The 23051-nt window shown below is 49.7% G+C and carries 19 protein-coding genes; 10 read left to right on the forward strand and 9 right to left on the reverse strand.

The window, feature by feature from the left end; all coding sequences use genetic code 11:
* Positions 1-21 precede the first annotated feature (21 nt).
* Together CWB98_RS19380 and CWB98_RS19385 are read right to left on the reverse strand one after the other, a co-directional pair.
* Positions 22-954 carry a GGDEF domain-containing response regulator gene (locus CWB98_RS19380; protein WP_138546338.1) on the reverse strand — a complete coding sequence of 311 codons (933 nt, stop codon included), beginning with the start codon at positions 952-954 and terminating at the stop codon, positions 22-24.
* A gap of 215 nt (positions 955-1169) precedes the next feature.
* Positions 1170-1976 carry a helix-turn-helix transcriptional regulator gene (locus CWB98_RS19385; RefSeq protein ID WP_138546339.1) on the reverse strand — a complete coding sequence of 269 codons (807 nt, stop codon included), beginning with the start codon at positions 1974-1976 and terminating at the stop codon, positions 1170-1172.
* Between the two features lie 122 nt (positions 1977-2098).
* Between CWB98_RS19385 and CWB98_RS19390 the strand changes: the two genes are divergently transcribed.
* The 3 genes from CWB98_RS19390 to CWB98_RS19400 all read left to right on the forward strand — a co-directional run bounded on the left by CWB98_RS19390 (position 2099) and on the right by CWB98_RS19400 (position 7345).
* A complete protein-coding gene (locus tag CWB98_RS19390) occupies positions 2099-2524 on the forward strand; it encodes a hypothetical protein (RefSeq protein WP_138546340.1) in 426 nt (141 codons plus the stop codon).
* Positions 2511-3032, forward strand: a complete 522-nt coding sequence (locus tag CWB98_RS19395; RefSeq protein WP_138546341.1) for a GNAT family N-acetyltransferase — start codon at positions 2511-2513, stop codon at positions 3030-3032. The genes CWB98_RS19390 and CWB98_RS19395 overlap by 14 nt, the downstream gene beginning before the upstream one ends.
* Before the next feature lie 77 nt (positions 3033-3109).
* Positions 3110-7345, forward strand: coding sequence for a DEAD/DEAH box helicase (locus CWB98_RS19400; RefSeq protein ID WP_138546342.1), 4236 nt, complete (start codon positions 3110-3112; stop codon positions 7343-7345).
* A 34-nt stretch (positions 7346-7379) separates the two neighbouring features.
* On the opposite strand, the gene CWB98_RS19405 is transcribed toward CWB98_RS19400, so the two are convergent.
* Both CWB98_RS19405 and CWB98_RS19410 read right to left on the reverse strand, forming a co-directional pair.
* Positions 7380-7865, reverse strand: a complete 486-nt coding sequence (locus tag CWB98_RS19405) for a hypothetical protein (RefSeq protein ID WP_138546343.1) — start codon at positions 7863-7865, stop codon at positions 7380-7382.
* Between the two features lie 10 nt (positions 7866-7875).
* Entirely contained in the window at positions 7876-9273 is a 1398-nt protein-coding gene (locus tag CWB98_RS19410) for a YHYH protein (protein ID WP_138546344.1), read from the reverse strand.
* A 264-nt stretch (positions 9274-9537) separates the two neighbouring features.
* On the opposite strand from CWB98_RS19410, the gene CWB98_RS19415 reads away from it, so the two are divergent.
* Both CWB98_RS19415 and feoB read left to right on the forward strand, forming a co-directional pair.
* Positions 9538-9762: a FeoA family protein gene (locus CWB98_RS19415; RefSeq protein ID WP_138546345.1), complete on the forward strand. Its 225-nt coding sequence runs from the start codon at positions 9538-9540 to the stop codon at positions 9760-9762.
* Positions 9763-9781: 19 nt separating this feature from the next.
* A complete protein-coding gene (gene feoB, locus CWB98_RS19420; protein ID WP_138546346.1) occupies positions 9782-11866 on the forward strand; it encodes a ferrous iron transport protein B in 2085 nt (694 codons plus the stop codon).
* Positions 11867-11902: 36 nt separating this feature from the next.
* Here the strand turns inward: feoB and CWB98_RS19425 are convergent, their stop codons facing one another.
* Together CWB98_RS19425 and CWB98_RS19430 are read right to left on the reverse strand one after the other, a co-directional pair.
* The gene (locus tag CWB98_RS19425; protein WP_138546347.1) at positions 11903-12199 is read right to left on the reverse strand and encodes a hypothetical protein; all 297 of its coding nucleotides are present in this window, start codon (positions 12197-12199) and stop codon (positions 11903-11905) included.
* Between the two features lie 23 nt (positions 12200-12222).
* Positions 12223-12594, reverse strand: coding sequence for a hypothetical protein (locus CWB98_RS19430; protein WP_138546348.1), 372 nt, complete (start codon positions 12592-12594; stop codon positions 12223-12225).
* A gap of 322 nt (positions 12595-12916) precedes the next feature.
* Between CWB98_RS19430 and CWB98_RS19435 the strand changes: the two genes are divergently transcribed.
* Positions 12917-13843 carry an acetoacetate decarboxylase family protein gene (locus CWB98_RS19435; RefSeq protein WP_171045703.1) on the forward strand — a complete coding sequence of 309 codons (927 nt, stop codon included), beginning with the start codon at positions 12917-12919 and terminating at the stop codon, positions 13841-13843.
* A 164-nt stretch (positions 13844-14007) separates the two neighbouring features.
* Here the strand turns inward: CWB98_RS19435 and CWB98_RS19440 are convergent, their stop codons facing one another.
* Genes CWB98_RS19440 through CWB98_RS19450 form a run of 3 tightly spaced genes read right to left on the reverse strand, consistent with a single transcriptional unit; the run spans position 14008 to position 18155 of the window.
* A complete protein-coding gene (locus CWB98_RS19440; protein WP_138546350.1) occupies positions 14008-15081 on the reverse strand; it encodes a lipocalin-like domain-containing protein in 1074 nt (357 codons plus the stop codon).
* Positions 15082-15091: 10 nt separating this feature from the next.
* Positions 15092-17518 carry an ABC transporter permease gene (locus CWB98_RS19445; RefSeq protein WP_249364724.1) on the reverse strand — a complete coding sequence of 809 codons (2427 nt, stop codon included), beginning with the start codon at positions 17516-17518 and terminating at the stop codon, positions 15092-15094.
* The gene (locus tag CWB98_RS19450; RefSeq protein WP_138546352.1) at positions 17499-18155 is read right to left on the reverse strand and encodes an ABC transporter ATP-binding protein; all 657 of its coding nucleotides are present in this window, start codon (positions 18153-18155) and stop codon (positions 17499-17501) included. Before CWB98_RS19450 ends, CWB98_RS19445 begins: the two co-directional genes overlap by 20 nt.
* A 269-nt stretch (positions 18156-18424) precedes the next feature.
* Between CWB98_RS19450 and CWB98_RS19455 the strand changes: the two genes are divergently transcribed.
* The 4 genes from CWB98_RS19455 to CWB98_RS19470 are packed head-to-tail and all read left to right on the forward strand — an operon-like array spanning position 18425 to position 23000.
* Complete coding sequence (locus tag CWB98_RS19455) at positions 18425-19693, forward strand: efflux RND transporter periplasmic adaptor subunit (RefSeq protein ID WP_138546353.1); 1269 nt, start codon at positions 18425-18427, stop codon at positions 19691-19693.
* Between the two features lie 18 nt (positions 19694-19711).
* Positions 19712-20407 (forward strand): ABC transporter ATP-binding protein, encoded by a 696-nt coding sequence (locus tag CWB98_RS19460; protein ID WP_138546354.1) that lies wholly within the window; start codon positions 19712-19714, stop codon positions 20405-20407.
* A 9-nt stretch (positions 20408-20416) separates the two neighbouring features.
* The gene (locus tag CWB98_RS19465; protein WP_138546355.1) at positions 20417-21778 is read left to right on the forward strand and encodes an ABC transporter permease; all 1362 of its coding nucleotides are present in this window, start codon (positions 20417-20419) and stop codon (positions 21776-21778) included.
* A gap of 4 nt (positions 21779-21782) precedes the next feature.
* Positions 21783-23000, forward strand: a complete 1218-nt coding sequence (locus CWB98_RS19470) for an ABC transporter permease (RefSeq protein ID WP_138546356.1) — start codon at positions 21783-21785, stop codon at positions 22998-23000.
* The last annotated feature ends 51 nt before the right edge of the window (positions 23001-23051 follow it).

A 23051-nucleotide genomic window follows, 5' to 3' on the forward strand; every position in this document is an offset into this window, starting at 1 on the left:
TAGCAGTCAATTGAAAAGGGCCTAAGCGCCCTTTTTTTCTGCCACACAGGCCTGATTTCGACCCTGGTGTTTTGCGTTGTAGAGCGCTTGATCCGCCGCAGCAATCAGCTGCGCCAAATCCTGATAGTGTTCACCCCGATTATTACTCGCAACACCCGCACTGATAGTAACCACCCCAAACTCCGAATCTTCATGGACAATGTCCAGCGCTTTGACGGCATCAACAAATTGATCGGCAAGCTGTTTCGCGCCGTCAGGCTCTGTGTCTGGTAGTAAGATGGCAAACTCCTCACCACCGTAGCGATATACCCCATCCATTGGTCTGCGTATCTGGCCATCAATCGCACTGGCAACGGCTTTGAGGGCATCATCCCCGTTAAGGTGGCCATATCGATCATTAAACTTCTTAAAGTGATCGATATCCAGCATCACCACAGAGCAGGTGTGTTGCTGACGAACGCTCTGTTTGAACTGGCGCGCTCCTTCCATATCAAAAAAGCGCCGGTTGAATACTTTTGTCAGGCCATCGTAATACGAATAGCGCTTGAGCGTATCAGCCTGCTGTTTGTATTTTAAATGAGTTTTAACCCTGTTAATCAGAGTCTTGGCTACGATGGGTTTAGGAATGAAGTCAACCGCGCCGGCATCCCAGCACAAGTCCTGTTGTTGCTCACTGATATTGGAGGTCACAAAAATAATGGGAATATCAGACAGTCCTTCCATTTCCTGTAGCTGTTTGCAGGCCTCGACTCCAGACATACCTTCCAATACCCAGTCCATCAGGATCAGGTCTGGCGGTGTAGCACGGCAAAATTCAATCGCCTTTTCGCCAGATGTCACCATATGTACCGAACAAATCCCCTCTAAAAAGCACGAGATGACTTTTTGCGTCAGCATTGAATCTTCAACAATCAACACCAGACTCTCGCTCAGGTCTTCAATTTCCTTAAACAAAGTGCAATTACCTATTACTGTGATTCTTCGGCTCAACCTAGACCGGTTTTTTTCGGTCCCGATTGCAATTATAGCAGGCGCACAAATAAATACCCGTTAACATGTTATGACTAACTTATCATGCGTCTGTGCTTTATGAAATGGATTAGAAGCTTAAGATCAGTAATTTAGCCCTCACAAGGTTGTACATTTTTTCACACAATCGGTACATATCATCAACGCGCTTGTTTCAGACTGTGCTGCCTGCGCCACAACGCAGGCGTCACCCCATAGGCTGCCTTAAACTGGCGAATAAAGTGAGTGGTGTCTGACCAACCAAGCTCTTCAACCAAGGTCGCAATCGGTGTATGTGTATGCATAAGGCGATTACAGGCTTCACCAAGGCGCTTTTTTGTGAGCCATTGACCGACTGAGTAGCCCGTTTCTCGTTTAAATAAAGTGGCCAGATAAGGCGCACTCACGAACACCGCATCGGCCACTCCCTGCAAAGAAACCGGCTGCAACCCCTGACTTTCTATGTAGGACAGTGCCGCAACCACTTTAGGATGCATGCCCGCACGCCAGCTAATGGGTTGTTGCGCCAGTGACACTTCGTGCAGCAGCAAAAATACAAAGCTCTTCATGACCTCCAGTGGTAATGTCTGCTGCAACGCCAGTTCAAACTCCTGATATAAAGTCTGAACAAATTCGACGCGCTCACCTGATAAGGTCAATGCAGGTAAAGCACCCAGGCGCACCTGCTGGAAAGGTTGCAATAAAGCGGCATCGGGTTCAAGCCCCAGACAGTCAGGGCAAAAGCTCATCCAGTGAACATGTAAGTCGGACCCCGACAATAAAGTATGTGGCATCCCGCCGGGCACTAGCACAAACATGCCCTGCGTGGCGGTAAAAGTCTCGCCATGTAACATATCCAGTGAGCCTGAACGAATAAAACTTAAAACACTCTCGCTGTGTGTACCATGCGGCTCTTGTGCCAGTCTGGCCACTTTCATCTGACCACAGGCTGCAACATGATTGGTCATCTTATTTCACCCGCAATCTTAAAATAAGCCGATTAAATCAAAAACCCAACAATAACACCAGTTAGCTTTATTGAGAATAATAGACACACATAAAACAATACACCGATTTTAAGGAGACACGCATGACTTTATCACTCGTTTTGATGGGGCTATCCATTCATGTCCTTGTGTGGGAGAAGCTACCCGAATGGGGTACGTGGTTTAACGCTCTGGTGGCACGTTTGCCGGCCCCACTGGCCTATTTATATTCAGCCTGGCACTGCCCGTATTGTTTTGGCTTCTGGGCGGCTTTAACCCTACAACAGCTCACTGGAGTCTATACTTTGCCTGAGCTGACTACTTTAACCGAAACATTTGGCCTGGCTGGTACAATGATCGGTATGGGTTTGGATGCGCTGGTCACAGCGTTACTGATCATGATTGGCAGCCTGGCTCTGAAAGCACTCGCATTACCAGCAATAAAAGGGTACGAGCTCACTCAGGCATTTAAAGCAGGCATGTCAGAAGCGCAAGTCAACACAAAGGAGCAAGTTCATGACAAAGCTTGAATTCAGCACGGCCAGGTTAGAGGTCATCCCCGCATCCTTGCTAGTCAACGAGCTCAGCCAGGCACAGTCAAACCAGCTAATACACATGCTGACAACAAATACGGTGCGCTTTTTACCCGAAGACTGGCAACACTGCCCGCAAACTTCGGCTCAGCTTATTGATTGGATAAAGGGCAAACTCACACACTGTGACCTATTGCTGGTGCGAGATAAACAAGCACAGTGTCTCGGCCTGACAATGTTGTACTTTTCAACCAATACGATACAACTTGGCTATTTGATAGGCGAAGCACACTGGGGTCAGGGTTATGCCAGTGAGCTACTACAGGGATTGGTGACTCATCTGCGAGAAATTCAGCCTGATGCCATACTCAATGCCGGCGTTGCAGCCGACAACCCTGCTTCAATAAAAGTGCTGGAAAAAGCGGGCTTTGTACTTTGCCAGACTCAGTCGAAAAACAGCAGCTCGCAGCTTTATTATACTTTCTCTATGGCTGGTTTGACTTGAGCGCGCACCTCGCATCTGCTACTTTGCTTCGCAATTAACAACAACTTGCGGAGCACGGCCTGGTTAGGTCCATTAGCATGCACTACACCCCTTTCAGTCAGACACAAATATCAGAACTTCTGACACGCTACGCGCAGCTGCCTAAAGAACAACAGATCATGCTGGAGGTCCTGGCATTGATCGGCAAACCAGTCGCAATAAGTAAACTAAAACGTGTGCTAAGGTTACTGGTTGAAGCACAGGTTCACGACTTAGCCGCGCTCAGTCAGGGTATGCTGCCAGAACAAAGAACCGCTCTGGCAGAAGCCGGGTTGTTGATCAGCAATCAAAAGGGCCTCAGGGTGCAGCCGCTCATTGAAGCCTCTTTGTGTCACAATGCGTTGCGTGAAGATCGCTTTATGAGCACTTTGAATTACGCCGAACAAATTGTGCCTGTAATCAACCTGTATGAATGGGAACGTGATTTTTCGGACGAACAGCGATTTATCCGCGACCTGCTCATGCTTGGCCAGTATGACAAAGCCGCGGACCTGCTGTCGTTTCACAAGAATCCGCAATATTTGGATCATTACACCAACCAGGTGTTAGTCGATACACTGTTTTTTCCGGCAGACGCGGACCGTCTGGCTGAGCTACCGCCGCTGTTGCTATATCAGGCGTGTGCCACATTAGTTCATTCCTTACGACGTGACTGTCAGAATAATTTTGCCGCGTTCAAGCTGATAGAGCAGCTTTGTCAGCGTCAGCCTGAGAACCAACTGCTGCACTGCTTACTGGCCGAGCAATATCTGTATCGCGCACAGTTGGATCATTGTATCGCCAGTCTTGGCAACGACACCAGCTGCTATGCATTGCAGTTACGTGCCATTGTGGCCATGTGCTCTGGCGAGCAGCAAACCGCACACGCATTATTTGAACAAGCCATCGTGGCCAAAAACAAACTGGCCCGACGCAAACAGCAATATCTGGGTGGCCTGCCTGGCCTGTTTCATAAACTGACTATTCTGGTCGAGGCCTGTCAAGGTCAGCCCCAGCTATTTAAAACGGTGCGCCAGTTGGTTCGAGCTGAAGCTGCGGATAAGAAAGCACCCACATTTAACTACGCCATTCTGAACTTACTAGAGTATCTTACCGAATGTCTCAATGACGCTCAGACATTCAGTGAACAATATCAAGATTATGAAGTACTCAGGAATACGCAGCCCTTTGATTTTGCCCTGCTGCAGTTACTGATTGCCCTTGCTACACACTGGACGGGTGCCCGCGCACAAGCGGCCAGGCTAAATCGCCTCAGCGAGGCCTGTACGACTTTCAGCACAATGCAGCAACCTTTGTTTGCCTGTATGGGGGCGGATCTTTTGCTGCTCCATCAGGCTCCGGTCCCCAGCCTACCTCAGCGATTGGTGCTCAACTTTGCCAATCTGATAGAACAAAAAAGCGGCTGGGAACTGGCTCTGGAAAAGCTGCAAAACCTGGCACCAAATCACGCAGCCACTGAGGATAAATCACCACAGAGCCATCGACTCATCTGGCAGCTTGAGCAATCACGATTTGACCTCACTCTGAAGCCTCGGGAACAAAAACTGGGTAAACAAGGCTGGAGTAAGGGCCGCAATGTCGCACTGAAAAGGTTAATCGACGAGCCCGAAAGCTTTGAATACCTGAGCGACAAGGATAAAGAGATCATCGCGGCCATTCGGGTATATGAAAACCACAGCTATTATGGTGGACGCACATTTGAGCTCGAAGGCGCAAGTGCGCTAAGCGCAGCGGCGGGCGCTCAAAACCTGTATCTGGGCGAAGATTTAAATACAGAAATTGAACTGACTGAATATCCGGCTGAGCTTCAGATCCGCGATAACGGCGATGAGCTGATGATGTCGATCCCTAACCTGCCTCAAGGCATAGACTACCGGATGCAGCTGGATGAACATGCCAGACAGGACGAATACGCCTTCTATTCGCTTCAGGGGCATCGCTATGGGTTTACCCTGTTCACACGTCAGCACCTGCAAGTGGCAGAGATCATCGGTGAGAGCGGGTTGGTGGTACCCAAAGCCGCCAAACCCAAGCTGCTCGAAAGTATCACAGCCATTGCCCCTTTACTAAATATTCAATCCGATCTCGAAGGGGTAGAAACCGGACTAAGCACAGTGGAGCCAGCCGAAGAGCTGGTGGTCAACATCACCCCCTACCAGGGCGGTTTGGAGTTTCATTGTGTCAGTATGCCATTTGGCGATCAGGGTCCGATGTTGCATCCAGGCATTGGCAGTCCCAACCTGACAACAGAAATTGAGAACAAACGGGTAGCCACTCAGCGCAACTTAGCCCGGGAGCAACGCTGGCTGGAGTTGCTGGATGAACACTGCCCGGCATTTCTGGCTATGTCCGACAATCGACTGCAACTGGACGACCTGGAAATGGCGCTGGAAGCCCTGGAGCAGCTCGAGCAATGTGTTGCAAAGCCTGTGAATGAATTGACATTAAGACTGCGCTGGCCAAGAGGGAAGAAATTCCGTCTCAGCAAACCACTTGAGTCCCAACATATTGCCCTGGCCATGAGCAAACAAAATCAGTGGTTTGACGTAACCGGAGAGCTTAAAGTCGATGATGCACAGGTCATTGAGCTGAAAAAGCTGTTAAGTTTGATGGCCACCAGCCATGGCCGCTTTGTCAGCCTGGACGGTGAACAAATTTTGGCACTGTCTCAAGACTTGCGTAATCAACTCGCCCAGCTTGATACGGTAACCGATGAGGGGCAATTCCACCCGCTTGCCAGTGGTCAGGTGGCCGAAGCCACCGCAGGCATGCGCATGAAAACTCTGCCAGCCTGGGAAGAACAAAGCAAAAAAATGTACCAGGCCAATGCACTGACACTCACCGTTCCTCCCACCTTGCAGGCGCAACTGCGCGATTACCAGCTGGCGGGATTCGATTGGGCGATGCGCCTGGCTCACTGGGGCGCCGGAGCCTGCCTGGCCGATGACATGGGACTGGGCAAAACCTTACAGGCTCTGGCCGTGATCCTGGCACGCGCCAGTGAAGGGCCAACTCTGATCATCGCGCCAACTTCTGTGTGTTTTAACTGGCAACAGGAAGCGAGTAAGTTTGCACCTGCTTTAAACATGATGCTGTTTAGCGATCATAACAGTGCGCAAGAGCGCGAGCAGTTGTTAACTCAGGCAGGCCCATTTGATTGCGTAGTGATCAGTTATGGTCTGTTGCAGCGTCAGGCTGAACTGTTAAAAGCCAAGCAATGGCATACCATCATCGCCGATGAGGCGCAGGCGCTGAAAAACCCGCTGGCCAAACGCACTGTGGCGGCTTGTGCTCTCAAGGGCGAATTTAAGATGATCACCACAGGCACCCCAATAGAAAACAACCTGACCGAATTGTGGTCACTGTTTCGTTTCATAAACCCCGGATTACTCGGCAATCTGAAGCGCTTTAATGCCCGTTTTTCACAGCCTATGGAAAATGCCGAACAAGACAAGCTCGCGGCACATAAAGCACGTCAAAGCCTAAAGCAGTTGGTAAAGCCCTTTATTCTGCGGCGCCTGAAAAGCCAGGTTCTCACTGAGCTGCCAGAAAAAACCGAAATCAATCTGACTGTCTCGCTCAGCGATGATGAGATGAATTTTTATGAAGCGCTACGACAGCATGCTATCGATCAGATCACCGAATCTGCCAGCACCAGCTCAGCAGCGGAACAGCGAATAAAAATGCTGGCAGAGCTGACTAAACTCCGCCAGGCCTGCTGTCACCCTAAACTGGTCATGGCAGAAAGCACGCTGCCCAGCAGTAAGCTGGATGCACTGGGTGAGCTGCTCGATGAATTACGGCAAAATAACCATAAGGCGCTCATTTTCAGCCAGTTTGTGGGCCACCTTCAGATCATTAAAACACTCCTTGAAGAACGTGCAATAGCTTATCAGTATCTGGATGGTAGTACACCTGCCACACAACGTCAGGAACGCGTTAATGCGTTTCAGCGTGGCAATGGCGAAGTGTTTTTGATCAGCCTGAAAGCCGGAGGCTCAGGCTTGAACCTCACCGCTGCCGACTATGTGATCCATATGGATCCCTGGTGGAACCCGGCTGTCGAAGCACAGGCCTCTGACAGAGCTCATCGCATGGGTCAGCAACGTCCGGTGACTATCTATCGCCTCATCGCCAAGAACACCATAGAAGAGAAAATAGTCGCACTGCACCAGCATAAACGAGACCTGGCGGATCAATTGCTGGCAGGTAACGAGCAGGCTGGTAAGCTGTCGGTCGAGGATATGCTTAACTTACTCAAAGAGACCTTTTAAAGGCTGGCCACAACACAGTGGCCAGCGCTGCGTATTAATGGTGGTGATGGCTGAGCAATGGCTGAGAAGAAAACTGGTGCAATACCAGATCAGGCTCAGCCAAATTAACAAACACCGACCCCATGACGGTATTGCCTTTCCAGGTCCAGTTCTCATGCTGATGGCTGTTTAGCGATACCGCAATCTGATTGACCCCTTCCTGAAACCAGCTGGCCGGCAAGTGTACATCTTGACCATAGACACGCATTTTTTTCTCCCCATTGATAAAAAGATGAGCATGACCGGTCAGAGTTTGCTGTTTACGCTCCGCCTCGGCAGGCGAATTTAGCACATAGTTGGCAATGCCAATTGTCAGATTCAGACCATCTGTTTGGTCACGAACAACCGTCAGAGATACCCTGGGTAACTGGCTTTGCTGCTTAATTTCCAGGCTTTTATGTTGATGAATGGCGGTATCAGCTAACGCCACCGTGCTGCTAACACACAGGCATGTAGCAATGATCAGTGCGAATATTTTCATTGATTTGCCCCTATCCCCGACCCGGACCACCTGGTAGTCTGCCACCGCAACTGGTTAGCGCATTACTTTGCAGCTCTCCGGCAAATCTATCGCCTACCGTATAGGGAAATGCCGGTATCAGTTTGCCATTCTCTTCGCGGGCTGTGACGTGATAGTGATAGCCACGCTCAGAATCACTGTGGCCATTGTATTGGTCCAGATAATTACCGCCCTGAGCAGTCAACGCTGTATTCCAATAGAAATCTTCTTTATAGTAGCCGTTTTCAGCAACCAGCTCATTGTTGGACAGCGTGCGCACCACAGCAGAAAAACCGGGTCCGCTGGAAACAGTACGGGTGCCCTGGCTGACATCGTATTGGTCATTCAGCACACAGCTTCGGGCACCGTCGCTGCATCCCGTCGCTTCACTGGCGCTATAGTCCCGGACTTCCCAACTACTGATTGCCAGTTGCCCTTGCGCCTCCCAGGGGCCATAAATCGCATACCCATCCGCGGCATAACCATAAATAGGAGAGTGACCCATACCAGTGTCCCCTACCATATCGGCCAGGCATGATGAGTAATAGTGGTGATGATAGTCACCCTGTGCAGCATGGCCGCCGCACACATCAACATCATATTGCTCTGCAACCGGTGCCAGTGTCTGCCATACTCCTTCGTTGTTATAGCTCTGTCCATCCCCCCAGTTATACACAGAGGTCCCGTTAACCCAAAAACCTACCGACCCTAAGCCCGTCTCGCAGGTTTCGCTAGTCTGTGTTGGCTGGTTTGGAAAGGTACCCGTTTTGTCCATCACTTCAGGGCATACCGGACCCGGCGGCCAGTAACCCTGTCCCGCGTCTAATGCACAACTGTTGTTGCTGTTGTACCCTATATCCTGACCAAACTCTACCACATCGCCAATCGCCACAGCGGGCGAACCTGTGGCAAAATCGGAATTGGCTCTGGGCCGTGAAGACAAGCTTGTCAATACCGCCTCGTCGATGACAACCTGGTAATCCGGCATACCAGAAGCGCTAACCACGGTATAGCGTTGGCCCGATTGCTCAATGGCACTGACTGTTTGCACGTTAACCTTCGCGGGCTGCCCCGAATCATCCAGCATGATTGCAGCCGATTCTGCCTCAGAGCTCAGGATCCAGCCAGGTAGCGTGTTTGTTTCTTCTGGATCATTTGATACTTGATCACCCTCATCACTGGTGTTACTCGAGCCAGTGCCGCTATCATCATCATTTGACTGAGCATTGTCATTACTCTGATTCGCTGTGCTCTGGTTAGTAACGGCTGACTCCGTACTCTGGCTTTCGTCAGAGCCTCCTGAACCACAGGCACTAAGCACTGTAGCACTCATCATAAGTGCCAAGATTTTAAGTGTGCCTGGGTAGCTGAATTCGTTCGTTAATTTCATTGCCTGTCTCCGTTGCTGTTCGGCCTGACTTACACACTAACGAAACAATGTGCAAACAGATGGCAAACAATGTGCAAATAGTGTGTATCACTCACCCACCTCAAGTGACATCATTTTAAAACACGTAACTATTTAAAAAATTTAGCTTTATTAATTACTTGATAACGCAGAACTTTCGCCTGGTTTGCTTGTTTATGACATTTAAATTGCGCTACCATAGCAACCTAATAATAAATAATTCTTATCAAGGTTTGCATTATCTCTATGACACTTGCAGATTTAAAACCAAACGACACAGCGATTATTGCGGGTATTGCTCATCCGGATGCAGCCCTGATCAGCCGCGTGATGGCACTGGGTTTGATCCCGGGAGAGGAGATCACAGTGCTCAATATCGCTCCATTGGGGTGCCCTATTCAGACCAAAGTTGGTAACACCTATATCAGTATCCGCAAAACGGATGCACACTTTATCCAACTGAACCGCTAACTTAAAGGAGTAAGGTCACGTGAGAATCGCCCTCGTTGGTAATCCCAACTGTGGTAAAACCACCCTATTTAACCGTCTTACCGGCGCCAGGCAAAAAGTGGGGAACTGGCCTGGCGTCACAGTTGAACGCAAAAGTGGCGAGCTAACGCTACAGAGTCAGCAGGTTGAGCTCATTGACTTACCGGGCCTGTACAGTATGGCCCAGATAGATCCGGGCCAGGATGAGCAGATTGCCATTGACTATCTCCGCTCCCAAGACGCCGACCTGATAGTCAATGTTGTCGACTGTGCCAACCTCGAACGCAATTTGGTTCTAACCACCCAAATGCAGGAAACGGGCACGCCCGTGATTGTGGTCGCCAATATGACTGATGTGGCGCGCCAGCAAGGCAAAGAGCTTAACCTTGAACTGTTGGCGCAACGCCTTAATACGCCAGTGATCGCTATGGTGGGTTCAACCGGTGAGGGAATGCAGGCACTGACCGATGCCTTAATTCATCACCTTCAATCAAATAAGCCGACAACAAGCAGGCAGCCTGTCACTAAGTCAGATACCAACAACGAAGACACTGTAAAACGATATCAAAGCGTCAAAAAGCTCAGTAACGGTGTCAGTGTTATGTCGCAGACGCGCTCTGATTTCACCACGTCGCTCGACAAGCTAGTGCTAAATCGTTGGCTTGGCGTCCCTATCTTCTTGTTTATGATGTACCTGATGTTCACCATTGCCGTCAACTTCGGGGCCGTCTTTATCGATTTTTTCGATATTCTGGTTGGTGCCATCTTTATCGAGGGGACCAAATTGCTATTGACCAGCCTGGGGGCGCCTGAGTGGCTTGGAGTGATCCTGGGTGACGGATTTGGCGCCGGCCTGCAGCTGGTCGCGACCTTTATTCCTGTTATTGCAGTACTATATTTCTGTTTGTCCATTCTTGAGGACAGTGGCTACCTATCGCGTGCTGCTTTTGTTATAGACCGCCTGATGTCATCTATTGGTTTACCCGGCAATGCGTTTGTGCCACTGATTGTGGGCTTTGGTTGTAACGTCCCCGCCGTGATGAGCGCACGTACTATGAGCAGGGAGTCAGACCGCCTTCTGACGGTAATTATGGCCCCTTTTATGTCCTGTGGCGCTCGCTTAACGGTATATGCGTTATTTGCCGCGGCATTTTTCCCGGTCAATGGTGCCAATATTGTCTTTGCACTGTACTTGATTGGCATTGTCGTTGCTGTGGGGTCTGGCTATCTGTTCAGAAAACGGGTGTTCAAACAGGAGAAAGTGCCCTCTTTTATTGAGATGCCCGCCTACCACCTGCCGGTGTGGCGTAACCTGATGATGACCACCTGGCAGCGTTTGCGTAGCTTTATTACGCGTGCCGGTAAAACCATTGTATTCGTGGTCGCGCTGCTGAGCATGATCAATTCCATTGGTACGGACGGCAGTTTTGGTCATGAGAACAGCGACGCCTCATTGCTCTCTAAAGCGGCGCAGGTGGTTACACCGGTGTTTTCACCGCTGGGTATTGCAGAGGATAACTGGCCGGCAACCGTGGGGATAGTCACCGGTTTGTTTGCTAAAGAGGCCATTGTTGGCACCATGGATGCCCTGTACGTAGGGGCGCAGGAACAACCCGGTGACTGGTCTCTCAAAGACGCCGCAAGTGAAGCGGTGATGACCCTGTGGGATAATTCCGTTGATTTGCTTAACAACCTCGGTGACCCACTGGGTCTGGGTGCCGTTGAAGAAGGCGCAGATGCGGGCAACGAGTTATTGAGTGCGATGGCGGCGCAGTTTGATGGTCAGCTCGGCGCCTTTGCCTACCTGGTACTTATCTTACTTTATACCCCCTGTGTTGCGGTACTGGGGGCGATTAAACGTGAATCTGGCAGTCAGTGGATGTGGGTGGTGATTGGCTGGACAACCTCGATTGCCTATATTCTGGCGACCCTGGTCTACCAGATAGGACAGCTGAGCACGGCACCGGCCTCTGCCGTAATGTGGATTACGCTGATGCTGGCGGCTTTGTTTGCCTGGTGGCTACTGCTTGGACATCTGAGCAAAAAGGTCAATCCAGTGCCAACTTACAAAATTGAGTTGAGCTAAGTGCACAACAAAACGGGAGCCAGTGGCTCCCGCTTTTTATTCAGCTTGTGCTGGTTTTACTTTTACCAGACCCGTGCGGATGGCCGCAAAGTAAAGGCCTTCTGCAATCAATACTGTTGGCAGCACCACCTTGATCCAGAAGCCTTCTGAGCCATAGAAGTGCCATAAGATAGCACTGATCACCGCCATTAAAATACCCGCGACAATGCCCGCGCTCATCAAACTCAGCGCGATCGGCGCTTTGCAGCTGCCGCATTTTAGTTTAAATGGATTCGGTGTATTTAATACCGACATAAAGGAGATATCGCTGTCACATTTACCACATTTACTCATACTATTACTCTTTGTTTTACGTTTTACTTGTCGAAATATTGCTTGACGTCGCTGGCATACAGTACCCACATTGCTAAAGCAGGATAGATAAACAGATCGACTAAATCCCAGACTGGTAGCGCGCCCTCGGTACCCAGTAGTAAGTCTGAACTTTGTACAAATACACAAACCCACACTGTATAGAAAAAGAAATTACGCCCCCTGGGCTTTCTCTTGGCAATATGCCACATTGCAACAAACTGGATAAATACCATGGTTAACCAGAACAGCACCAGGATCGTGGCCTCCGATGGTTGCTCGGAAACCAGATAACTCAGCACTGAGATCGCCAAAGGCCACAACCCGTAGCCGACAAAACACACTAATACTGTGATCAACACCGCGAATGGGATCATAAATAATGAATTCCTTCTTAACGCTTAGTCCGGATTGAGGTCGGACTACGCCAGCTTGAAAGTTGCATATATCAGACTTAAAAAATCTGTCTGTCCACATAAATGGGGCGCCAGTTTACAGCATTGCGGATATAGAAAGAATAACCAGTTTACACTCCTATACATTTGAATTGCCGAACTCTATTTTTCTCGGTTCAGTTCGTTTCATTTACTTTTCATCACACCATGCTAACCTAGTCCCGCTTTCACACACTATGTACCTAAATTAATGTGTTTCAGGCAATACACCCAAAAGGAAAACCATAACTAAAAAGGATCTATGATGAAAATCAAATCCCTCTTGCTCGCTACTATGATATCGCTGAGCAGTCACGCCGCAGATCTCAGTGAATCTTACCCAATAACCAGCACCACGTACCTCTCTGATGGCACACCCGTGGATATGCCCTTTCATGTGCAAGGTGAAGCCACCAGTGCTGTTGTCGGATTGATTGATGCGAATGTTGCACAGTTTTTTTTATGGAACTGGCAATGGGAGCCAGTCCGGCTGCATTGTGAGGGCACTGCATCGAAAGGCATTGGCGCGCTTTATACGCAAAAAATTACCGCCAGCCCGGCGGGTGCCTATAACGAAACCATCTCAAGCTTTTATGTTAAGCGTCGTGGCAGTGTCGACCCCATTTTGCCCTGTCCGGGTGATATGACCGAGCCAAGTGCTCAACTGGATTTTACCGGTAAAGTACTGGCGGCACTGGCAGCTGCGAATGCCGAACAACAAGCTGCTGGAAAACCGCATAACTATGCGCTTTACAACCAGCACCTGATGCTCGATAACCCTGTTGCAATCAGAGCTGGCCGCGAGATCTGGGGCTACCCCAAACAAGCAGCCGATGTGGCTATTACTATCACCCCTCACCAGCATACATTAACTCTGGCTAACCAATATACCGGACAACCCATGCTGGACGTGTCCTATACCCGTCAGATTGGCGTTAACCTGCCACTGCATTCTGTTGGTGATAATGTGCTTCCTGACTACCTGTTACCCGATTACAGCAAAGTACCGCAATTGAGTGGTGTATTATCGAGTGACAGTGGTTGGATGATGCCATTTGTGGGAGAGTTTACGATTCATTCAAGAGCTAGCCTGACAACTTTCTTCCTGGCAGAAAGTGATTTTACACCTGTCGCTGTCCTGGAGTTTCCTGATGTTTCAGGCGTCGCTATGCCCCTGTACGGCCGGGAGTAGTGCCTGAGCACTGATAGTATATGCCTGCCCCCATAGCTGTTTTTCGGCAGGCTCCGCAGGGTTGTTTGAATTAAACGCAGGTGCTTGTTTCTCCTGTGCCTTTTATCATTTCAGCCCTGATAACTGACTGCCCAACATAGATGTTCCCAATGCAGTACATCATACTAGTAGCCAAACAGCTCACCATACCCTTGCCCTGAAAACCCACCCTGACTGCGTATTCGGCCTTCCCAGTATGGTATGCTCAGAGTATTCAAGGAGTTTGACTGCAGCGCATCGATGATCACCGCTTCTTTGCCCGGTAACTGCAATTGCCAGCTAACTGGATGTGTCACGCCATGCGTTTTCGCCCGGTTCAGCACTGTCAGAGTGACTTGTTCGTCGGGATATGCGATAACCTCTCCAGACGATGATATCTCTGAGGCACTACAATAAGCATAAGCGTGTTTTTCATCCCGAGTGCAGAATGCCATCAGTGCACCTTGCTTGGGGTCACTACTTTGTAAACTAAACCAATCCCATCCTCCGTGCTGACTATCAATCAGGCCCGAAGACCACTCTCTGTCCAGCCAGGCCTGACCTGCAACCTCATAATCTTTGCCCGCATAGGTCAACGTCCCTGCTACCTGTAAAAAGGGGTAACTGTAATAAAAGGAAGCATGACCCTGCTGTGTTTTCTGGCTGTATCCCTGCTCGCCATGCAACACCTGCGGGCTGTTTGCCAGTGTAATATCCAGGCCATAACCTGATTCCCGGGTTTGTAATCGCAATGGTAAGAATGAACTCTCTCGACTTGCCAGTTGCCAGTTATCCAGCCGAGCAATAAAAGGACTGGCCTGAATCTCGACCTGCCCGGCTCTGCCATAACGCTCAAATGCATGATGTGTACGACCATTCTGCAGGGCAAAATGCGCAAAGTACAGCTGACCATCCCACCAGGGCGACCCCTGAAAAGCAGAAAAGCCTGGGTCGAGCACTCGGAACAAAGTCCACTGCATACCAAACTGAGTGCCATCCTGTGCGCTCAGATTGCCCGTCACGTACCACCATTCCACACCTTGTTCAGGGTGCGCACCATGATCGCGGGGAAACACCAGAGATTGCGAAGAACTTACCGGCTCACCGAGCTCCTGACCAAGTACAGCCATTGCTGCATTATTATTTTCAGCGTCAGGTGCGCCAGGCTGGCACCCTGTTAAAACGAATAGTATGAGTAAAATTAACCCGGTAAACTGCATTTTTTACTCCTTACAACTGCGCTACGTTGTCGGCCACATTGCGCCGGATCAGTTTCAATAATGGAATGGCACTCACCACCAGCGCCAGTAACAATATCACAGCACAGAATCCCAAAATGTCTCGCCAACTGATCACCATGGCCATACTCCAGCCAAAGGCGATAGGCATCACATACTCTAACAATACCCAACCCAACAGAATGCCCAGAGGCACAGCCAGCAGCAGCGTCATACCGAGAATGAGCGTAGCCTGACATAACTTAAGAACAAATAATTGCCGCTGGGTCACGCCCAAGGTCTGCAATATGGCCATGGGTTGTAACTGCTGCCGCCCGAGAGTGAGAAAGCTCACCCAAACACCGAATAAAGCAATGAGCATAATGCACAGGTTCAGTGCATGGGTAACCAAGAAAGTTTGGCTAAATAATTGTTTTGCGAAGCGCTTAAACACCTGGTTGTGAATTATCTGGTGCCCGGCCAGTGACCAACGCTGACTAATGACATCGGCGATCTGCTCTGAGTTTACTCCATCTTGTAGCGTCAGCATAAAGCCAACGGCTTCATACAAAAAAGTCTGTTGTTCTATGACCGACGCGCTTACAACCAGATTGATACCGGGTTCACCATAATCATAAAATACACCTCGAACGTTACAATGAAATGCGCGCGAGCCTTGATTTACCTTAAGTATGCTGCCCACTTTCAATGCATACCGTCGCATACCGGGTTCATTGATAAGACACGATATCTGCCCATTTGTATTGGCCAGATGCACCGCTTCTAGTGGCTGTTTGTTTAACAGAGTCAGATGCTGGTGATAAGAATAGTCCTCACCAAAGCTCATGATAGTTGCGGGGGTTACGTCGTTTCCCAGTGTGATTTCGCTTTCTGCCGACCAGTACACACCAACCCGCTCAACTTCGCTCATATCAGCCAGAGCCTGACGCATTTGGGAAGTCGGCTCATCGGGCCGGACATACAGATCGGCATTGAGGCGAGTTTGCAGATGTGCATCCAGCGCACTGCTAAAACTCCCTACCATCACCTGCATTCCTATGGCTGCCCCCATCGCCATCAAAATCGCGAGTACGGAGCTCAATAAAGCAGGTAACTGGGTCAGGCTGTCAGCTCTGAGCCAGCCAAGTAAGGGGGAACGAGTTGGCCAGCGAACACGAAACACCTGACGTACCAGCGAGGGGGTAAGCGCAAAAAATAACAGTAGCACACAGACACACAGAAGCAGTGCTTGCCATTTAGTCTGTGCAAAGTGCAACAACAACAGGCCACCAATACAAGTCATTAAAAACAGACTTGGAGCCAGCCACCTGGAAAGCCTGTGCGCCAGGTGGGTTTGCAACATGACAAAGCAAGCTAAAATAGCCAGGTTGAGTAAACTTCCCACGAGCACCAGCCAGACATTGAACTGTACCGTCAGGGCGCGGTCCAGTTGATAAAAGCTACCCAACACAGCGCTAATGTCACCCATCATCGCATTGGCCATTATAACGCCAATCAGGTTTCCCAGCGTTGCAGCCACCATACTCAGTAAAGCCACTTCCAGACACAGCGCCTTAAGTAATTGGCCCTGACGACAACCAAGGGTAGCCATTTGTTGCTGTAGTGATAAGCGACTCTGATAGGCAAGTTTGATGGCATTGAGGCTTAAAAAGGCTCCAACGACATAACCCAGTAAGGCCAGCGCCTGAAGATTAAAGAAAAAGGCCCCCGATAGTGCATCAAAGGTTTGGGCCTGAGCAGACTCCAGCCTTGCTTCAGTACCCAATAGCGTGCTCAGGCGTTGCGACTGAGACTCACTCAAACCAATTACTTCAAAGTAGCTGCTCTGTCCACCTGCCTGTAACAGTCTATCCGCCAGGCTGATATCCATCAGGGCATAATGACCCGTCCCATCTAACAGACTGGTCGGGTAACTCACGCCATCAATGAGCAGCACAGATCCATCCAGTTTCATCCGGGCACTTAACTGAGGTGACAAAAACACAGTATCAAACAGCTTTGTTCGTGCCACTTGTGCGGCTGACTCATCTGTTGCTGATATAGCTGCACTGGTTGTTTGCCATTGCAGTAGATTGACACCCCGAACAGCCAGTATCTGACCTTCATCAGTCCTTAGCCGCCCTTCAAGCACGGGCTGGACCTGGTTAAACCCGGACGCTGTCAGTCGCTGCCATAACGAAAAAGCCAGACCATTCTCCCCTAATGGCGGGCGGATAAAATGACTAACGGGTTGTGACAACAGCGCCGTGCTGGTGGTGTAACGCTGCGACGCTTCCTGATTTAAGCCCAATGTTGCACTGAGCAAGGCACTGCCCAGACTCAGACCCACCAGAAATAACCCCAGCAGGCCTTTATGGCGACGATAGAACTGGCCATAGGTAATTAAGATCAGGCGTAGCTCACTCATGTATACGTCCATCTCGTAACTCCACCAGACGCGGGAACTGCGCCGCAAGCGCACGACTGTGGGTCACCATGATCAGGTTGACATGCTGCTCCTTGCACAGCGCCATCAGCAGCTCAAGCACTTCCTGACTTCTTGCGCTATCCAGGTTGCCGGTGGGTTCATCCGCGAGCAGCAGGCGAGGTTGATTGAGCAGTGCTCTGGCAATCCCAACACGCTGCTGCTCTCCGCCACTTAACTGTGCTGGATATGCATCAAGCTTAGCCGCCAGCCCAAGTCTCTTTGCCATGGCAACAATATCGTCATGGCTAACTGAACGGCCATTAAGACGCGCCTGAAAAGCCATATTATCGGCAACCGTGAGCGGGCTGAGTAACTGATAATGCTGAAATATCATGCCAATTGTACGGCGGTACAATGCCAATTTGGTGCTGTTGTGATGACTGATATTTTGCTCATTAATCACTACAGATCCAGCATCTGCTGTCAACAAGCCTGCCAGTATATTGAGCAGCGTTGTTTTACCTGAGCCACTCTCGCCCGTTAACGCGACTTGCTCGGCTGCGGCCACTGACCAGCTCAGTCCGTCCAATACATGTCTGTACCCCGTACCATCCGGGCGCTTAAAGGTGACTTCATCAAGTTGGATCATCGTATCTCCATTACCACTTAATTAACAGCAGCTTAGCTTATGTCACTATGGTACAGGAACAACCCGGCAATACTAGTGTATTCTGCCTGCTCCCCACTTTGCTTCTGTCCGGACAGCTATCTACTGTCCGCGTACTGTCCGCTGTCCGTCCGCGGCTTCTGCAATACGAGAGAAAAAAACAAAATAAACCAATAATTTCATAAACTTAAACTTTGGCACTTATTTTGTAATAGAAGATAAAATGCAGAAAACATGGAGCCATACCCGGCATGATCCGAGATACCAGACAACAAGACAAAGTGATCCAGCAAACACGCAGACTACCCCGCAGGTGGCTAGCGATGGCAACGGCAATCGGGCTCGTGGGCGCAGCGACTGCATCCTACAACAGTTTCGACCAACTGCTCAGCGCTGAGCAGGTGGTGTCGTTACAAACCTTACGAACAGCCACCGTAGTGAGAGGCGATATGGTCCAGGATCTGCGTGTGGAAGGGCGTACCATGGCGGCAGATAGTCCCTCGATGTACGCCATTGCGGCCGGTACTGTCACTTTGTTTGTCAAAGCAGGCGATGAAATTAAGGCAGGACAAGCATTGCTGACCATCGACAGTCCGGAGCTACGTAACCAGCTACTCCAGGAAGAGGCGACACTGGCGCGCCTGGAGATGGACGTGAGCCGCCAGAAAATCGCCATCAAACAACAGCAATTGGATAACACGCAACAGATGGAGCTGGCCAAAGTTGAGCTAGAAGCCGCGCAAAGTGAAATGGCCAGAGCGCGCACAAGTATCGAAAAACAGATCATCTCCAAAGAGGAGTTAGAACAAACAGAGGTCGCTCTGAAGCGCGCAGAGCTGAATGAACGCCATGCCATTGCCAGCCTGCAACTGGCGCAGGAGCGACTCAGCTTTGAGCTAAAAAGTAGCGAACTTAATCTCACTCGTCAGCGTCACCTTACACAAGAATTACGCCGCCAGGTCGAAGCACTGACTTTACATTCACCTTTGTCCGGCATTGTCGGCACACTGAATGTTCAGCAAAAGCAACATGTGCAGCGAGACACGCAGTTAATGTCACTGGTTAATTTGAACGAACTGGAAGTCGAAGCCTATATCCCTGAAAACCTCGCAGATGAGCTTGGCATTGGTTTGCGGGCAAATGTACAAATCAACAATGACCAATACAGTGCGACTTTAGTGGCTATTTCTCCCGAAGTTGAGCAAGGCCAGGTTCGTGGTCGGATCCGCTTTACCGAACAGCCCGGAAACTTACGTCAGAATCAACGCGTCAATGCTCAGATCATTATCGCGCAAAAGCAAAATGTACTTAAAGTTGAGCGCGGTGCCTTTGTTGAAACCGGCGCATCACGCACCGCCTACAAAATTGAACAAAACTCCGCATTCAGAACCCCTATTTCACTGGGTGTCAAAAGTGTCAGAGAAGTAGAGATTACCCAGGGGCTACAACCTGGTGATACAATCATTATCTCAAGTCTGGCTGCTTTCGGGCAATCACAGCAAGTGATCCTCAGCGAATAATAATAAAGGAACATACCCATGTTACGCATGAACAACATCAGTAAAATATACCGCACCGAGCTGGTCGAGACACACGCACTGTCAGACGTTAACTTCACCGTGGAAGAAGGCGAGTTTATTGCCGTGACCGGCCCCTCAGGTTCAGGTAAGACCACCTTTTTGAATATTACCGGGTTGCTAGAAAACTTCGAGCAAGGCAGCTACGAACTGGACGGAGAAGATGTCAGCACATTAGGTGACAAGCAGCTATCTCGTTTGCGCAATGAAAAAATTGGCTTTATTTTCCAAGGGTTTAATCTGATCAGCGACCTGAATCTTTACGATAACATCGAAGTGCCGCTGATTTTCCGGGGCTTATCTGCTCAGGCACGTAGAAAACGCATTGAAGACAGCCTTGAGCTGGTCGGCCTTGGCGGCCGCGCCAGCCACTTTCCCGCGCAATTGAGTGGTGGTCAGCAACAACGGGTCGCCATTGCTCGGGCGCTCGCAGGCCAGCCGCGCTTTTTGCTCGCCGATGAGCCTACTGGCAACCTGGACACTATGATGGCAAGACAGGTTATGGATCTGCTGGAGGAGATTAATCGCCAGGGCACCACCTTACTCATGGTAACTCATGACAATGAACTGGCACAGCGCGCGCATCGAAATATACAGATCCTCGACGGTCAACTGCGCGACATCAATAAAAATGAACTGGTTGAACTGATCTCTTAGGTGACTGCGATGAAGGATTTAGTGCAATTGGCCTGGCGTGGCCTGAAACAAAAACGCAAACTGACCTTGCTGATGGTCATCAACCTGGCTATTGGCATTACGCTGCTGTTAACTATGGGCACCATAGTAACTCGCAGCGGGCATTCCCCTATAGACGAACGTGCCGATCGCATTTACCACGTGAGCTTAAACTTTATGGATCCCGATTATGAAAATCGCTCGCCCTTTAGCGTACCACCGTTAACCTACCAAGATGCGCAGTCACTTTATGCCGACTGGGCAAACCACAACAGCGTGAGATTATCACTGAATTATACGACGTCGTTCGTCATCGACTTGCCGGATCGCAGCGTCAGACCTGTCACAGCAGAAGCATCAGCGGCAGATGCGCGCTACTTTGACTTACTTCAGGTCCCGTTTATCTATGGTGAACCTTGGCGCGCAGACATGGATAACACAGCCGTCATTGTATTGGATAAAAAAGCCAACGATCTATTATTCGGCGGTGAAAACTCGATTGGTCAGCAGGTTGTTATCAACAACCGTCAGCTTGAGGTAGTGGGTGTCATGGATATGTCGGCTTATTTGCGTCGCTTTCAGAACATGCGCTTTCGCGGCAGAGTCAACGATATGGCTGTTATACCGCTAGGGTACGCACATGCGAATAATATTGCCCGCACCGGCTATATGCCATGTCGTACCAAGGACGAGGTACTGCGAAGTCGCTATCGTCGTGACGATGTACAGGGATTAAAAGGTGCCGAATGTGGATATCTGCATGCCTGGGCAGAATTTGACTCTCAGAACCTGGAACAAAACCACGCTGAGCTCACCCTGTGGTTGCGCAACTATGCGGAACAACAGGTTACTCAGGGCCGCTTTGGTCATGCCGAGCCCTTCTACCTGAGCAAACTAGCAACTCTGAACGACAGAATGAGTGACAATCTTTACTGGGAGCAGATCTACCTTAAATTTGCCTATTTGCTGTTTGCGATTTGTCTTATCAACACAATTGGGATCTTACTGGCAAAAAACCAAAGTCGCGCCAAGCTGGTTTCGTTGTATCGGGCGCTTGGCGCTAACAAACTATATATTCTGAAGATCCAGCTTCTGGAGCTCAGCATGCTCAGTGGTGCCGCCATTGCACTGGGATTACTGCTGGCACAATTTGGACTGGTTGCCATGTTTCATCTGGCCTTGTATCAGGCAGACTACCTGGCCGACGCAGAGCAAGTGCGCCGCATGTACAGCATGGATATTCCGTTTGCGTTACAAGCTGCCATGGGTATTTTTATCGCGATATTTACCGCGGGACTCTATCCCATCATCAAAGCCAGTCACACAGCACCTGCAGCTCAGCTAAGAGGATAAGACGATGTCACTAAAACATATACTTAAAATTATTGTTAAGCATCGTAATATCTCACTGATGATCCTAATCCAGATAGCCATAGCGGTGACCATAGTAGGTAATGCGAGCTTCATCAGTTACGGTACGCTGAAGAACTGGCTTATTCCATCTCATCTGGACGAATATGAGATACTCAATGTTTACACAAAGGTGTTTGACAACCAGGTCGATAAATCAGCCCTGATCCAACGAGATTTAAGCAATCTCAGCGCACTGCCAGAGGTGACTCAGGTAACTTATGCCAGCAATGAACTGGTGCTGGCCACAGTCTCGGGCAGTAATCAGGTTTACAAAACCACCGACCAGGAGGAAGCTGGTATTGAAAATGCGCAGTTTGACATTACCTCTGAAGGTGTTGCCACTCTGGGCCTGACTATCACACAAGGACGGGACTTCTATCCTAATGAGTTTGTCTTTGCGAGTTCAGATCAGAGCCGTTTTGCCAGTGTCGCCATGATCAGCGAAGCCCTTGCGAAGTCACTTTTTGGTGAGCAAAGTGCGCTCGGTCAAACCGTGTATTTGCAACGCGCGCGCCTGCCTTATCGAGTCGTCGGGGTCTATGCGAATAAAATGCTCGGCGAAAGTGCGGTCTATGAGCAACACTGGTATCACTCGACAATTGTCCCTCAGGCGCATTTTGGCAACACAGACATCAACTATTTATTGAGAGTCAAAAAAGGCACCGCAGAAGCCATTTTAAAAGACGTTGAAGACACACTGTACCAACAAGGTGGGCGCATAGTAGAACGAGTAGAATTTGCTGCCCGTGCAAAAAAGCGGTTATGGGATGGCCGCAGTACGTTTGCCTTTATCATGATTGGGATCAGTGTGATCGCTGTTGCAGTCACCGCATTTGGGATCATTGGCCTGGTTTCTTTTTCCGTCTCAATTCGTAAAAAAGACATTGGGATATTACGCGCTCTGGGTGCCAGCCAGAGCACCATACTTAAAACGCTGTTGATGGAAAACGCTTTGCTGGCCATGGCAGGTATCCTGCTTGGCAGTTTTGCGGCATTATGGCTAAACAATTATTTTGTGACTTATTTACGAGCACAAGGCCTGGTAGAACCCTGGCTGGCTGTCTTGGTTGCTGTCTCTGTCTGGTTGCTCAGTGCTTTGGCAGTCTATATTCCTGTTCGTAAAGCCGCTAAGATAGCGCCTGCAAGAGTCACAAAAACCTGAACCAAGGGCTGAAAAGCCCTTGATACTGATAAAATAATAACGATAAATAAC

Origin of the sequence: Pseudoalteromonas rubra (assembly GCF_005887115.1) — a bacterium.
Lineage (GTDB): Bacteria > Pseudomonadota > Gammaproteobacteria > Enterobacterales > Alteromonadaceae > Pseudoalteromonas > Pseudoalteromonas rubra_F.